The 15,206-nt window shown below is 62.5% G+C and carries 11 protein-coding genes and 1 pseudogene; 9 read left to right on the top strand and 3 right to left on the bottom strand.

Annotated elements, in window-relative coordinates; translation table 11 throughout:
* Nucleotides 1–51: 51 nt before the first annotated feature.
* A complete protein-coding gene (locus tag HX792_RS08945) occupies nucleotides 52–900 on the bottom strand; it encodes a transporter substrate-binding domain-containing protein (RefSeq protein WP_176995729.1) in 849 nt (282 codons plus the stop codon).
* A gap of 440 nt (nucleotides 901–1,340) precedes the next feature.
* Here HX792_RS08945 and HX792_RS08940 point away from each other — a divergent pair, with 440 nt between their 5' ends.
* The 7 genes from HX792_RS08940 to HX792_RS08910 all read left to right on the top strand — a co-directional run bounded on the left by HX792_RS08940 (nucleotide 1,341) and on the right by HX792_RS08910 (nucleotide 10,545).
* On the top strand, nucleotides 1,341–1,589 hold the full coding sequence (locus HX792_RS08940) for a hypothetical protein (protein WP_176995728.1): 249 nt from the start codon (nucleotides 1,341–1,343) through the stop codon (nucleotides 1,587–1,589).
* A 97-nt stretch (nucleotides 1,590–1,686) separates the two neighbouring features.
* Nucleotides 1,687–2,031, top strand: a complete 345-nt coding sequence (locus HX792_RS08935; protein ID WP_176995727.1) for a co-chaperone YbbN — start codon at nucleotides 1,687–1,689, stop codon at nucleotides 2,029–2,031.
* Between the two features lie 98 nt (nucleotides 2,032–2,129).
* Nucleotides 2,130–3,281 carry a non-hydrolyzing UDP-N-acetylglucosamine 2-epimerase gene (gene wecB, locus HX792_RS08930; protein WP_176995726.1) on the top strand — a complete coding sequence of 384 codons (1,152 nt, stop codon included), beginning with the start codon at nucleotides 2,130–2,132 and terminating at the stop codon, nucleotides 3,279–3,281.
* Nucleotides 3,278–5,455 carry a cyclic di-3',5'-guanylate-activated glycosyltransferase NrfB gene (gene nrfB, locus HX792_RS08925; protein WP_176995725.1) on the top strand — a complete coding sequence of 726 codons (2,178 nt, stop codon included), beginning with the start codon at nucleotides 3,278–3,280 and terminating at the stop codon, nucleotides 5,453–5,455. The genes wecB and nrfB overlap by 4 nt, the downstream gene beginning before the upstream one ends.
* A complete protein-coding gene (locus tag HX792_RS08920; RefSeq protein ID WP_176995724.1) occupies nucleotides 5,452–8,601 on the top strand; it encodes a phage receptor in 3,150 nt (1,049 codons plus the stop codon). The genes nrfB and HX792_RS08920 overlap by 4 nt, the downstream gene beginning before the upstream one ends.
* Nucleotides 8,601–9,482: a DUF4434 family protein gene (locus HX792_RS08915; protein WP_176995723.1), complete on the top strand. Its 882-nt coding sequence runs from the start codon at nucleotides 8,601–8,603 to the stop codon at nucleotides 9,480–9,482. The genes HX792_RS08920 and HX792_RS08915 overlap by 1 nt, the downstream gene beginning before the upstream one ends.
* Entirely contained in the window at nucleotides 9,466–10,545 is a 1,080-nt protein-coding gene (locus HX792_RS08910) for a GGDEF domain-containing protein (RefSeq protein WP_176995722.1), read from the top strand. Before HX792_RS08915 ends, HX792_RS08910 begins: the two co-directional genes overlap by 17 nt.
* Here the strand turns inward: HX792_RS08910 and HX792_RS08905 are convergent.
* Complete coding sequence (locus HX792_RS08905; protein ID WP_176995721.1) at nucleotides 10,526–12,082, bottom strand: TerC family protein; 1,557 nt, start codon at nucleotides 12,080–12,082, stop codon at nucleotides 10,526–10,528. The two genes, HX792_RS08910 and HX792_RS08905, sit on opposite strands and share 20 nt — an antisense overlap.
* Before the next feature lie 370 nt (nucleotides 12,083–12,452).
* Here HX792_RS08905 and HX792_RS08900 point away from each other — a divergent pair.
* Nucleotides 12,453–12,626, top strand: a pseudogene (locus tag HX792_RS08900) (dihydroxyacetone kinase family protein); the annotation flags it as partial.
* On the opposite strand, the gene HX792_RS08895 reads toward HX792_RS08900, so the two are convergent.
* Nucleotides 12,583–13,479 (bottom strand): LysR family transcriptional regulator, encoded by an 897-nt coding sequence (locus HX792_RS08895; protein ID WP_176995720.1) that lies wholly within the window; start codon nucleotides 13,477–13,479, stop codon nucleotides 12,583–12,585. The pseudogene HX792_RS08900 and the gene HX792_RS08895 sit on opposite strands and share 44 nt — an antisense overlap.
* A 150-nt stretch (nucleotides 13,480–13,629) precedes the next feature.
* Here HX792_RS08895 and HX792_RS08890 point away from each other — a divergent pair, with 150 nt between their 5' ends.
* Nucleotides 13,630–15,159, top strand: a complete 1,530-nt coding sequence (locus tag HX792_RS08890; protein ID WP_176995719.1) for an MFS transporter — start codon at nucleotides 13,630–13,632, stop codon at nucleotides 15,157–15,159.
* The last annotated feature ends 47 nt before the right edge of the window (nucleotides 15,160–15,206 follow it).

Genomic DNA, 15,206 nt, shown 5'->3' with positions numbered 1-15,206 from the left:
GTGGGCAGTACCTGAATGGGGCGCCGTCAGCGACGCCCCAGCGTTTACGATTTACTTGAACTCAACCGGGAAGCCGATCGCAGGTTCCGGCAGGTCTACACCAAACCATTGCTTGAACGAGGCCTTGTAGGTCGGGAACTCCACACCGGTCATGGCTTCATGCAGCGCGGTGTTGACGAAGTTCAACCAGTCCTGGTCGCCACGCTTGACGGCACACGCGTAGGTCTGCGGGCTCCAGGCATAGACCGGGCTGCGGTAGCGGCCTGGGTTCTGCACCATCAGGTATTTGACCGAGGACTGGTCGGTGGCGGCGGCATCGGCGCGACCGGAGTTCACAGCCTGGTACATCAGATCGACGCTGTCGTACTGGTCGACCTTGGCTTTAGGCAAGGCCTGGTGCACCAGTTCTTCGGCATACACGTTCTGCAGCACGGCCACGGTGACGCCATCCCCCCCGGCTTGCAGGTCTTCGATCTCTTTGTACTTGCTGTTGTTCGGCAGCAGCAGGCCCACGCCTTCGCGGTAGTACGGCAAGGTGAAGGCCACTTGCTGCGCACGGCTGGCGGTGACGGTGATGAACTGGCAACTCATGTCGACCTTGTCGGTCAGCAGGTTGGGAATACGCGCGTCGGAAGACTGCACCACGAACTCGACTTTGCTCGGGTCGTTGAACAACCCTTTGGCCACGATGCGACCGATGTCGATATCAAACCCCTGCAACTTGCCATCCGCTCCCTGGAAGTGCCACGGCGCATTGGTACTGCCTGTACCCACGATCAGGTGCCCACGCTTGAGCACATCATCGAGCTTGCTGTCCGCCGCCTGCACGATGCTGGCGAGGGAAGCCGATGCGGCGAAGAGAAAAACACACGCTTTAAACACGGAAGGTCGGTGATGCATGACAAGCACTCCAGGAGTTGTGTATTCCGCTATACCGGAACTTAGTATGTAACAACGGAATAGACAGCAGAAAGTGTGCCACACGCCGTAACAGAAAAATATGTCAGGGATAAATTCGATATAAATCAGCGAGATAAATCTCTTCGCCAGACAAGGCGTTACGCCAGCACCGAGCAACCGGTTGCTACCAGAGGCCCCACGCCCCGGTGACAGCCCCAAACGAGTGCGCCACAACGGTGTTACCGCGCACAATCGCGGTGCACCGGCATGCGTGGAAAAATCGACGCATTGCGCTAGCCTCAAGGCAAATTGAACACACCAGCTCTGTAGGAGCCGGCTTGCCGGCGATGACGCAATTAACCTGACATCACACGGCGCCCAGACGTTTTTCGCCGGCAAGCCGGCTCCTACAGGGACGAAATCATGAGGAACCTGCATTGATGAAACTCGGCATTACCCTGCTGGTGCTTTCCCTTCTCGTGGCAGGCAATGCGTCGGCCAGCAACGACCGCCGCCAATGCAAAGAGGAGTTGCGCAAGCTCAAGGACGCGTTCAGTACCGACTACACCAGCCAGAACCACCACGGTTACCGCCGGGCCAAGGCGTCCCGGGACAATGAGGAATACAGGAAGTGTGCAAGCCAGGCCCGCAAGGCGCGTGAACGTATCGAGCGTGACAAAGACGCGTGAGTGCCAACACCTGTGAAGGTTGACAGTAGACCGCTTTGATCTCGCGGTTTAGCGTACACAAAGGTGCCAGTCCGGCCTTTAGCACAAGGAGATTGTCATGGGTATTGCGAGCGCCGAAGAGTACCAACGGGTGTTGGCGAAACATCACGTGGTGTTTCTGTTATTCGTGTCCGCTCATTGCCCGGCGTGTAGAGAATCCGGCCCACTGTTCGAACGCACCGCTGCTCAGCACGCCAATCAGGTGAAAAGCATGGTCCTCGACACGACCCAGACACCCCGACACCCAGACGTCATCCGCCTGCCCACGCTATTGGTATTCCGTGCTGGCCAAATGGTCGAAAAGCTGGAAGGACTAGGCGCCTGGAATGAACAGGAACACACCCTCAATGCCCTCTTCAGCCGCTATGCCACCCAGGAATCCGGCACCGCGCAACCCGGTTGATCTACGTCAAAAACCACAACAGGGGCATTGGACAACCCTCTGTTTCGCTGCTTGTATGAAGTTCTTGGATAAACGGCCTCGCAGTCAGAGATCAGCCCATGAACTTCAAGATCGCAATGGTATTCGGCACCCGCCCTGAAGCAATCAAGATGGCCCCACTGGCCCGGGTACTCAAACACACACCCGGCATCGAACTGAAGATCTGCTCCACCGGCCAGCACCGGGAAATGCTCCAGCAGGTCCTCGACGGGTTTGTACTGACGGTCGATGAAGACCTGCAAGTGATGACCCAGGGCCAGACCCTCAACGGCCTGTCGCAGCAATTGCTCGGCGCACTCGACCACGCCTACGAACGCCTGCAACCGCACATGGTGCTGGTGCACGGCGACACCACCACCAGCTTCATCGCCAGTTTCGCCGCCTTCAACCGCCAGTTGCCCATCGGCCATGTCGAGGCCGGTTTGCGTACCGGCAACCTCAAGGCGCCCTGGCCGGAAGAGGCCAACCGCCGCCTGACCGGGGTGCTCGCCGACCTGCACTTCGCCCCCACCACCAAGGCCCGCGACAACCTGTTGCGCGAAGGTGTGCCTGCCGAGCATGTGGAGGTCACCGGCAACACCGTGATCGATGCCTTGCTGTGGATGCGCGACCAGCAACACACCCACCACTGGCAGCCGGCGCCCGACTCACCGCTGGCGGTGCTGGAACCCCAGCGGCCCATGGTGCTGATCACCGGCCACCGCCGGGAAAACCTCGGCGACGGCTTCAACCAGATCTGCCAGGCCCTGGCCCGGCTTGCCGAGCGCTATCCCCAGGCCCAGTTCGTCTACCCGGTGCACCTGAACCCTAAGGTCAAGGACGCGGTGTACCGCATGCTATCCAACAAGCCCAACATCTACCTGGTGCCGCCACAGGACTACCAGCACTTTGTGTGGCTGATGGGCCGTGCGCGTTTCATCCTCACCGACTCCGGCGGCGTACAGGAAGAAGCCCCGGCCATCGGCAAGCCGTTGCTGGTGTTGCGTGATGTGACAGAACGCCCCTCGGTGCTCGAAGGCGGCACCGTGCTGCTGGTGGGCACCGACGCCGACCGCATCGTCAAGCATGCCAGCGAGCTGTTTGACGACCCGGCGATCTTCGAGCGCATGAGCCGCGTGCACACCCCTTACGGCGATGGTCACGCCAGCGAACGCATCACCGAACGCCTGATGCAGTGGTGGCAGGCACAGTCGGCGAGCGTTCGCCCATGAGCCTGACCGCTATCGACTTCATCACCTATGTGCTGTTCGGCCTCAAATACCTGGCAATCACCCTGGCCTTGCTGATGTTTATCCTGGGCCTGGATGACCTGTTCATCGACCTGGTCTACTGGACCCGCAAGCTCATCCGGCGCTGGCGCATCTACGAGAAATTCGACCGCGCCGACGAGCAGCGCCTGTTCGAGCGCACCGAGCAGCCACTGGCGATCATGGTGCCGGCCTGGAACGAGGTCGGCGTGATCGGTGAGATGGCGCGGCTGGCGGCCTCGACCATCGACTACGAGAACTATCAGATCTTCGTCGGCACCTACCCCAACGACCCGGACACCCAGGCCGACGTCGACGCTGTGTGCCTGCATTACCCCAATGTGCATAAAGTGGTGTGCGCGCGGCCCGGCCCCACCAGCAAGGCCGACTGCCTGAACAACATCATCGACGCGATCCTGCGCTTTGAAGCCGACGCCAAAATCGAGTTCGCCGGGTTCATCCTGCACGACGCCGAAGACGTCATCTCGCCCATGGAACTGCGGCTGTTCAACTACCTGCTGCCGGCCAAGGACCTGATCCAGATTCCGGTGTACCCCTACGCCCCTGAATGGCACGGGTTTACCGCGGGGCACTACGTCGACGAGTTCGCCGAGAACCATGGCAAGGACGTGATCGTGCGCGAGGCCCTGACCGGCCAGGTGCCCAGCGCCGGCGTGGGCACCTGCTTCAGCCGCAAGGCCATCAGTGCCCTGCTGGAAGACGGCGACGGCATTGCCTTCGATGTGCAGAGCCTCACCGAAGATTACGACATCGGTTTCCGCCTGAAGCAAAAAGGCATGAAATGCATCTTTGCGCGCTACTCAATCTCCGACCCCAAGCTCGCCTTGGAACAGCCGTGGGTCATCGGCATGAACCGCGCGTTTTCCCAAGTGATTTGCGTGCGCGAGCACTTCCCCCGCGACTGGCAGCACGCAATCCGCCAGAAGTCGCGCTGGATCGTCGGCATTGTGTTCCAGGGCACCACCAACCTGGGCTGGAGCCGCAAGGGCCTGCTCAATTACTTCCTGTGGCGTGACCGTCGCGGGCTGATTGCCTACCTGCTGAGTTTTCTGGTGAACCTGCTGTTCCTGGTGCTGGTGGCCATGTGGCTGACCACCCTGCTGTTGCCGGATGCCTGGCGCTTCCAGTCGATCCTGGCCGACAGCGCGTTGCTCTCGGCGCTGCTGTGGCTCAACGGCTTGATGCTGTTCAACCGTCTGTTTCAGCGGGCGTGGTTCGTCACGCGGTTCTACGGGATTTTCGAGGGGTTGCTCTCGGCGCCACGGATGATGTGGAGCAACTTCGTCAACTTCTTCGCCAACCTGCGGGCACTGCGCCAGGTCATGGAAATGGGCGACTCGCGCCGCGTGGCCTGGGACAAGACCACCCACGAGTTCCCGGCCCTGGCCAAGGCCCAGCGCACGCCCCTGGGCAGCCGCCTGGTGGAACAAGGCCTGCTCACCGAGGCGCAACTGACTCAGGCACTCACCAGCCCGGTGCGTCGGCGACTGGGGCGCGAGCTGCTGTTGCGCGGCTTCATCAACAGCACGCAGCTGGTGCAGGCCCTGGCCGAGCAACTGGAGCTGGAATGGGCGCCGCTCAACCCATTCAAGCTCAATGAAGAACTGATTCGCTCGGTGCCGCGCAAAGTGGCCGTGCACTACGGCGTGCTGCCGGTGGCGGAAGAAGGTGCCACCCTGGTGCTGGCCTGCGAGGGGTCGCTCAGCCATGTGTCCCAGGGCGCCATCAGCCGCCAACTCAAGCGCCAGGTGCGCTGCCGCCTTGCCCCTCAAGGCCGAGTGACCCTGGGCATTCGCTATTGGTATCCCAGCCCGAGGCAAAATGACGAAACACGCCAGATGCTCGCCGTGCTGGAGCGGCATGCCGATGACGAGGCGTTGATCGAGCGGGTCAGCCGCCATCAGGTGTTGCTGGGCAACCTGTTGCAGGTGCGCGGGCTGGTCCCGCCAACGCTGTTCAACCAGGCGCTGATTGGTTTCAACGCCGAGCAAGCCTCCCTTGGCGAGTACCTGATCGAGCGCGGCATCATCACGGCCCAGGTGCTGGAGCAAGCCCTGGCCGACCAGCAACAGGAACAGCGCGCCGCGTACCAGCTCACGGAGGAGCTTGCCTCATGACACCCACCCCGCGCCTGGCCATCGCCAGCCTGCTCCTGGGGCTGTACAGCGCGCCTCTGCTGGCCGCCCCGTTGACCGATTTTGAACAATTTCGCAGCTACCCCTTCATGGACCGCAGTTACCGCGAGGCCAAGAAAGGCAACTGGCGGGAAGTCGAGCGACTGACCCGCCACCTGCTCGAACGCGTGCCGAACAACGAGGAAGCTCGCGACCTGCTGGTGCAAGCCCTGGCCAAACAACGGCGCTACAAGGACGCCGCCCAGGTGCTGGCCGGCCAACCGGCCGGTAGCGACGCCCTGCTGGAGCTGCACCTGACCTGGATCGAACAGGACCCGCCAGGCAACGCCCAGGTGGAAAGCTGGATAGCCCAGGCCACCCTGCCCCAGCGCATCCGTTTATGGCAGGCCTATAGCCTGAGCCTGGCCAAGTTCGGTGGCGCAGCCCGCGCCCACGACTGGCTGGCCCAACTGCCACCCCAAGGCGACGACACCGTGTTGCGCCTGGCCCGCGCCAACTGGGCCGAGCAACTGCATGACTGGGACGACACCATCCGCCAACTGGCGCCGCTGGCCGAGCGCAAACAGCTGGACCGAGCGGGCTGGCAGCGCCTGGCCAATGCCTATGTGCAACGCCTGGATGAGCCGGGCCTGACGGGCCTGTTGAAACAGGCCCCGAACGCGGAAGATGCCCGACAGGCCCGCCTGGCCATGGTCGACCGCGCCGTCGCCGTCGGCCACGTTGCCCAGGCCCAGCGTTGGCTGCAATCGTTGCCGGCCGATGACCTCGCCAATCCACAACAACGCCAGCGGTTGTGGGAGCTGGCGCGGCAAACCGATGACGCGCCGACCGTGCAGCGCCTGAGCGAGCAACTGCAGCGGCCTTGCCTGGAAACCACTGAGTGGCTGTCACGCCATGACCCGGAAGCAGCCCTCGCCCAGCTCAAACGCTGTGACGCCCAGCAGGATCCACACACCTGGCTGGTGCTGGCGCAACGCCTGCAAGCCGTCGACCTGTTGCAAAGCCAACGCCTGCCCGAACCTTGGGAAAGCGCGCGACGCGACAGCTTGCTGGATGCCTGGCAAGCCACCGGCCAGCGCGGCCAGGCAATGGACTGGCTGACCCATCAACCGCAAACCCCGGCCGTGCTGAAGAAACGCGCCGAGCTGCTGCAAGCCAGTGGCCGCACTGCCGAAGCGGCGCAACTGTGGGAGCGCAGCTACCGGCAAAGCGGCAATCTGGTCGCCCTCGACCAAGCTACGTACCTGCTGGTCCAGCAAGGCCGGCAAGCCCAGGCTCAAGCCTTGCTTGAAGAGGCTTACGACCGCCAGCCACGTCTGCCCACGCCGTTGTTGCAACGCCTGGCTGCTTTCTATGGCAGCGGCCCCTTGAATGCCGCGCAATTGCAACGCATGAGCCGTCTGCTCAATCAGGTCGACCCCGCCACCCGTGGTCAGTTGCTTGCACAACTGGCAGAGAACGGCCAGTGCACCACGGTGCAAGCTGCCGTCGGCCCCTCGCCCAACGATGCCGGGTCACTGCGGGCACTGGGGCGTTGCGCGATGCCGACCCAACCCGGCGCCGCTGTCGCGTATTACCAGGCCGCGCAACAGCTGGACGGTCGCCAGGATCCATTGCCACTGGCTTACGCCCTGGAAGCGGCCGGGGATTCGGCCGGCGCCCTGCGGCTGTGGCGCAGCGTGCCGCCGGGCCAACTGAGCGACAACGCCCTGCTCACCGCCAGCCGCAGTGCCCTGAATGTGAATGACACAGAAACGGCCGAACATTACTGGCAACTCAGTAAAACCCGTGGTACCCAGGAATGGGCGCTGGGCGCCGCCATCGCTGAACGCCGCGACCTCTTTCAACAGGCCCTGGAACGCCAACGCCACGCACTGCAACAAGCGCCGGACGCGGACAACTTCTACGCCGCCTCGGTCACTGCGCAAAAAGCCGGTGACTTGCCGCAAAGCACCGCGTGGCTCGCCGAAGCCGTACGCCGCGACCAGCGCAACCCGCGTTACCGCGCCGACTACGGCATGCGCCTCGCCGGCGCGCAAACGCCTGAAGAGCGTCGTTTGTCGATCCCTTTCCTGCAACAAGCCACCCGGGATTACCCGGAGGATTACAGCCTGGGTGAGACCCTGGCCTGGCGCTACGACGAAATCGCCGACAGCGCGTCGGCCCGTGCAGAGCTGCGCCGGGTGATAGACCTGGAGCAGCACCCGGTCGCCGGCGATGACGAGGACGGCAGCCTCGAAGCCCGTCGCTATCGCCAGCGCCGTGCCCACGAAAGCTTGTCGCGGCGTGACAGCGTGACAATCGCCAGCACCTGGTCACCGGCCGGCGTGGCGACCAACGACAATTTCCGCCCGGACGAGCGCAGCGGCCAGCGCCGCGCCGCGTCGCAGAACGTGCAAATTGCCATGTGGGATCATGCGCTGGGCGAAGAACCCAGCCGCGCCGGCAGCACCCTGTCGGTGTACGGTCGCGTATTGCTGGGGGGTGAAGGGCGCTCCACTTACGCACAGTCCCTGGCCACCGGTGTGGGCCTGCGCTACAAACCGTGGGGCAACGCGAACATCAACTTCTATGGCGAAATCTACAAACAGAGCCAGTTCGATGCCGATAACAATCACGGGCTGAGCCTTGGCCAGATGCTGGATCCCGGCCACCTCTGGGACCAGCTCAACGACCATCGCAAGGACGGCCGCACCAGCACCGACTACCTGCTGCGCAGCACCGCCTCGTTCCTTGATCAGGGCAAATGGCGCAACGACTGGCGGGTGGATGAAAGCCAGTGGAACGAGCGCTTTTTGTACCTCGATGCGGCCTGGTGGACCAAGGCCGGTGACCACCAATGGCTGTCGCGCTACCAACAAGGCCATGTGTGGAAACTGCCCTACAGCAGCCCGCAAACCATCATGCCCTATGGCTTTGTCGAGTTCTCCGCGCAGGACCCGCGCAACGCCTGGCGCCAGGACCTGCGCACCGGCGTCGGCCTGCGCTGGCAATATTGGTTCGATGACGACAAGTACAACGCCTATCGTGCGCACCTGACCGTTCGCACCGAGTACCAGCAGTCCCTGGGTGGCAACCTGTATGAAGGTGGCAATGGCGTGTTGTTGGGTGTGGAGCTGAATTTCTGATGAAACGACTGATGCTGGTTTTTTGTTTGTTGATGATCAGCGCGCAAACGCTGTTCGCCGCCGAGCGCGTGTTCTATCAACCCCTCAACAGCGATGCGGCCCTCACACCCCGGCAATGGCAGCAAATCTGGCAGGCCAGTGCCAAAAGCGGGGTCGACACCGTGATCGTGCAATGGACCGCCTACGGCGACGATGCGCGTTTTGGTGGTGCACAAGGCTGGCTGGCCAACAGCCTGCGCCAGGCCCAGGCCCAGGGTTTGAAGCTGGTGCTGGGTTTGTACATGGACCCGGCCTATTACCAGCGCATCCAGGAACTGGACAGCGCCGGGCTTGCGGCTTACTGGCGTGCGCAACTGGGGCGTTCGCTGCAGCAGTACCAACGCCTGCGCGAGGACTGGAAGTTACCGGCGACGGGCTGGTACCTGCCGATGGAGCTGGACGACCTGCACTTCCAGGCCGCCGATCGCCGCACCGAGTTGCAGCGTCAATTGCTGGACTTGCGCAGGCAACTGGACGCGCCACTGCACATCAGCGCGTTCAGCGCCGGCAAGTTGGCACCCGCCGTCTTTGGCCAGTGGCTGGGGGAGCTGGCAACCGCTGGCATCCAGCCCTGGGCCCAGGACGGTGCTGGCACGGGGCGCCTGCCGCTGCTCGTGCGAAACACCTACCTGAGCGCACTGCCCTGCCCGGTGGGTGTGGTGCGTGAAGCCTTCCGCCAGACCAGCGCCGAAGGCCAGCCGTTCCGCGCCGAGCCCGCGACGCCTGCACCGGCTGCCGGTTGTCATCCAAACGCCGTCTTTGCCCTGCGCTACTTGCCACAAGGCAAGCCGCTCCTCGACAACCTGCGTGCCGCCAAGGTCGATAATGTTCAAAACCATTGAAGCCGACGTGCTGAAAAAAACCGTCCCGGAATCCCTCAAGCGCGAATTTGCCCAGCATGATTTCGAACGCCTCAAACCCTTCTGCCTGCTGATCTACATCGCCAGCATCAGCATCTGGCTGGTGTTCGACCTGATTGTCAGCTTTCCCGGAGGCCAGGGCTTTACCGGGCTGTCCATGTTGTTTCTCACACTGCTGACCATCAACACCATCACCCTGGCATTCACCCGCGACGGCCGGCACTTCCAGTGGATCAACCTGGTTTTCGTACTGGTGATCACCCTCGGCACGCGCCTGTTGATCGAAGGGCTGCCGATCGATTTGCACCCCAGTTGGTTGATCCTGGCGGCATCGAGCATTCTCTACAGCGCCTCGGTGCTGCCGCTCAAACACTGGTCGTTCATCACGGCGATGGTGATCACTTGGGTGCTGCTCAACCCGTTTTACCTGACCCATACGTCGCTGCTGGAATTCAAAGGCACCATGGTGTTTTTCTACGCGGCGTTCCTCACCTTCCTGACCCTCTACAGCTTTTTGAAACTGCGCCAGGCCAAGCTGTACAACTTCATCATGGCCAAGTTGCTGCTGGACCAGGCCTACCTCGACACTCTCACCGAAATCCCCAACCGTCGCGCCTTCATGACCAGCGCCGGCAAGAAACTCAGCCAACAGCCCAAGGCCCACGATCACTACCTGGCGATGATCGACATCGACAATTTCAAGAAAGTGAATGACGTATACGGCCACGACATCGGCGACGAAGTACTCAAACGTGTGGCCCAGGACATCAAAGCGGTGATGGTTGACTTCGACTACGCGCGCCTGGGCGGCGAAGAGTTCGGCATCTACCTGGCAGGCGTGCGCAAAAGCGACGTCGAGCAGTTGGCCACCTTGCTCTGCCGCCGCGTGCGCGAAGAACCGACCCAACACCCGGTGACCATCAGTATCGGCCTGGCCCGGGTGGAGGACGGTGAGACATTGAACCAGGCGCTGATCAAGGCGGATCAGGCGCTCTATATTTCAAAGCATGAGGGCAAGGACCGGTTTACGTTTCACGCGCCATGAGCACTTGGGTTACGCGCCGCTCTTCCACCGCCGCCACGGTCAGGCGCCAGCCCTCGTGCACCAGGCTGTCGCCCACCACCGGCAGGCGATCGAGCAGGCTCATCACCAGGCCGGCCAGGGTCTGGTAGTCCTCGGTTGCCACGGCCTGGAAGCCGGTACGTTGGCGCACCTGGTTGAGGGTCAATGCGCCATTGGCACGAAAACCTTCACCTTCCTCGACGATGTCCGGGCCTTCGATTTCGCTGGCGTCGGGCAACTCACCGGCGATGGATTCAAGGATGTCGGTCATGCTCAACACGCCCATGAAGTCACCGAATTCGTTGATCACGAAGGCGATGTGGGTGGATTCCTGGCGCATCTGCTCCAGGGCGTTGAGCACCGAGAAACTCTCCAACAGGTTGACCGCACGACGTGCCAGGTGCTCCAGGTTCGGTTCATTGCCGGCCAGGTATTCCTTGAGCAACTCTTTTTTGTGCACGAAGCCCAAGGGCTCGTCCACGGCACCGTTGCGGATCAGCGGCAATCGCGAGTAGGACGAGTGCATCAATTTGCGTCGGATCGTCTCCGGATCGTCTGCCAGATCAATACTGTCGACCTTGGCCCGCGGCGTCATCAGCGTGCGGATCGGGCGTTCCGCCAGTTGCAGCACACCACTGATCATCACGCGCTCGCGTCGGTCGAACAGCGGGCCTTGCGCAGCATCCGGCTCGCCGAGCAGGTCGGCCACCTCCTCACCCACCTCTTCCACCGCCAGGCTACGGCCGCCCAGCAAACGCATCACTGCGTGGGCGGTACGTTCACGCACCGGCAACACGCCTTGAGCAGATTTCTTGCGACGGGCGCGGGCAATCTGGTTGAAGCCTTCGATGAGGATCGAGAAACCGATGGCCGCGTACAGGTAGCCCTTCGGAATATGGAAACCCAGGCCTTCGGCGGTCAGGGCAAAACCGATCATCATCAAGAAGCCCAGGCACAGCATGATCACCGTCGGGTGGGCGTTGACGAAACGGGTCAGCGGCTTGCTCGCCACGATCATCAGGCCAATGGACACGATCACCGCGATCATCATCACCGCCAGTTCGTCCACCATGCCCACGGCGGTAATCACCGCGTCGAGGGAGAACACCGCGTCAAGCACCACGATCTGCGCCACAATCGGCCAGAACATCGCGTAAGCCACGTTACCCGTGCGCTGGGCCACATGGCCCTCAAGACGTTCGTGCAATTCCATGGTGGCCTTGAACAACAGGAACACACCACCAAACAGCATGATCAGATCACGGCCGGAGAAGCTCTTGTCGAACACCTCGAACAGTGGCTGGGTGAGGGTCACCAACCAGGAAATACTCGCCAACAGGCCCAGGCGCATCAGCAGTGCCAGGGACAAACCGATCAACCGCGCACGGTCACGCTGCTCCGGTGGCAGTTTGTCCGCCAGGATCGCGATAAACACCAGGTTGTCGATGCCCAGTACCAATTCCAGCACAATCAAGGTCAACAGGCCGAGCCAGGCCGTTGGATCCGCTAACCATTCCATTTATAGAGTCTCTGTGTTCAAGGTGTTCAGAATGCCGGGCACGGCAATGCGCGATCAGTGGACCGGGACAAGGTTAGCAGGCGGAATACGGGGTGTTTGAGCGGGAACAGCAACAGTGGATGTCTTGGGGAAAGACGACTGGGAGGCTCCGAGAGGGTGTTCATGCAAGTCCTGAAATGACAAAAGGACTTGAATCGTACAGTCGAAACACAAATTTCCTACAACGCAAAACTATTACAAGATCTGTAAACCGCCCTCTCAACTCCCCTGCTGCCCCTGTGGGAGCCGGGCTTGCCCGCGATGCAGGCGACTCGGTACATCCGGTAGACCGAGGTGATGCTATCGCAGGCAAGCCAGCTCCCACAGAGGAATGAAAACCGCCGTCTCTCGGGGGCGCGATTCCACCAAGGACCTGGTGGCAAAAATCGGCCGAGCCAGCCGCCTGGGCGAGCGCTCGCTGGGGGTACTGGATGCGGGGGCGGTGTCGTGCTGCCTGATCCTTACCCGGCTGGCAGACTCGGTGCAGCCGCGGTTGAGTGTTTGACCTGCTGGATGTACCGCGCCACCGCCGGCGCTTTCTCGAAGCGCCGGTGAATCAGCGACAGCCACGACGACGCGTCATTGCCCTGGATGTTGCGGTACACCACGCCCGGCAGGCTCACATGCCCCACCATCGACGCCGGCACCACCGCCACGCCCTGCCCCAGCGAGACCAACGCCACCACCGCGACCAGCCCGCCCGGTTGCGGCCCCAGGCGCGGTGCAAAACCGCCCTGGGCAGCCACGTGCAAGGTACCGCTGATCTGCTCGGGCAAGATGAAGGTTTCGTTTTGCAGGTGTTCGCAGGCGATGGCTTTCAACCCCAGTAGCCAGGAGCCCTGGGGCAAGGCGAGCACAAAGCCTTCGCTGTCCAGGCGTACGGCCTCGACACCTTCGGGCAGGGTCATGGGTGAACGGATATAGCCGATGTCACAGCGTCCCTCCGCCACGGCGCCAGGCAGCGTGGCCATCGCGCATTCGCGCACATTCACGCTCACGTCGGGAAACGCCTGGCTGAACGCCTGCATCTGCTTTTGCAGCAGCCCGGAATACACCGCCGACGCGACGTAACCCAATTCGATATGGCCGATTTCGCCGCGCCCAGCGCGCTGGGCATTGCGCTGGGCGAATTCGAACTGGCGCACGGTGGCTTGCGCCTCGATCAACAACGCCGCGCCGGCCTCGGTGAGGCTGACTTCGCGCTGCTGGCGGACAAACAGACGTGCGCCCAACTCGGTTTCCATGTCCTGGATCTGCCGGCTCAGGGTCGGCGGTGCGATGCCCAATTGCTCAGCCGCGCGGGTGAAGTTGCGTTGCCGGGCAACGGCCAGGAAGTAGCGGAAATGGCGGATTTCCATAGCAGGATTAGCTCAAAGGTAATGAAGTGCTTCACGGCAGCTAACAAAGGTCTTCGCAGCCGGGGATAAGCTCGTGATACCTGAACATTAGAGAGCCCTTGCGATGATCGTCAACTGTCATTTCCGTATTGCCTGTGGGGTAATTCAATCATGAGCCGGGTCAGTCCGCGCTTGACGATGCTCACGGCTTCGGGCGTTTGTTCGCTGATCGTGCTCGACACCAATATTGTCGCAGTGACCCTGCCGAGTATCGCCCGCGACCTGGGCGCCAATTTCGCCGATATCGAGTGGGTAGTCAGTGCCTACATGCTGGCCTTTGCTGCGCTCTTGCTTCCGGCCGGCAGCATTGCCGACCGCTTCGGCCGCAAGCGTTCGTTGGTGTGGGGCCTGGGTATTTTCATCCTGGCCTCACTGGGCTGTGGGGCGGCGCCGAACGCACTGTTCCTCGATATCGCCCGGGCGGTCAAAGGTGTGGGCGCAGCGTTGTTGCTAACGTCGGCACTGGCCTCCATCGGCCACACGTTTCACGATGAAGTGGAGCGGGCCAAGGCCTGGGCTTTCTGGGGCGCGTGCATGGGCGTGGCAATGACGGCCGCGCCGACCCTGGGCGGCGTGATCACCCAGTACCTGGGCTGGCGCTGGATCTTCTACCTCAACCTGCCCGTGGGCCTGGGCTTGATGCTGCTGGTGCTGCGCGCCATTCCCGAATCGCGCGATACCCAGGCCGCACGGCTGGACCCGTGGGGCAGCCTGGCATTCAGTGCCAGCTTGCTGTGCTTGATCTGGGGGCTGATCGAGGCCAATCGCATTGGCTGGGATAACCCGCTGACCTACGCACGCCTGATCGGTGGCGCGCTATTGCTGGTGGTGTTTGTCCTGGTCGAGCGCATGCAGCAGCGTCCCATGGTGGACTTGCAGTTGTTTCGTCACCCGCGCTTTATCGGCGCGCTGCTCGGCATGTTCGCCTACGCCGGGTGCGCTCAGGTGATGATGACGCTGCTGCCGTTTTACCTGCAGAACGGCCTGGGCTTTTCCGCCATTGCTTCGGGCCTGGGCATGCTGCCCTTTGCCCTGACCATGCTGATTTGCCCCCGCATCGGCGCACGCCTGGCCGGGCGTTTTGCGCCCGCAACGATGATGGCGACCGGCTTGACCCTGGTGGGTGGCGGCAATCTGCTGAGCGCCTGGGCGGTCAATGTGGGCGGCTATCTACCCTTTGCCCTGGCGATTGCCGTGACGGGGGCCGGTGCGGGCCTGCTCAATGGCGATACCCAGAAGAACATCATGGCCTGCGTGCCCCGCGACCGCGCCGGCATGGCGTCGGGCATGAGCACGACCATGCGCTTCAGCGCGATCATGCTGGCGATTGGTGTGTATGGGGCGTTGTTGAGCAGTCACAGCGAACAGCTGCTGGGGGCAAGCATTGACGCTCAGTGGCAGGCGCAGGTGGCGGGCATTGCGTCGCGGGTGGTGGCGGGCGATATGCCGGCGGCCATGGGGTTGTTGCCGGAATCGGCTCGGGCGGTGGTGCAACCGCTGGCGCGGCAAGCATTTGTGGGTGGCTTCAGCGGGGTGTTGTGGGTGGCGGGCGTGTTGGGGTTGCTGGGGGCGCTGGTGGTGGGGACGTTGATGCGAAACCCTATACCCAACGCACCCATACTGACGAAACCAGCCCTGTAGGAGCCCGGCTTGCCGGCGATGGCGATCTCAGGGACGCCATCGCCGGC

This window comes from Pseudomonas sp. B6002 (assembly GCF_013385985.1).
Classification (GTDB): Bacteria; Pseudomonadota; Gammaproteobacteria; order Pseudomonadales; family Pseudomonadaceae; genus Aquipseudomonas.
The sequence above is the reverse complement of the archived record's forward strand: the minus strand, read 5'-3'. Positions and strand labels throughout refer to the sequence as shown.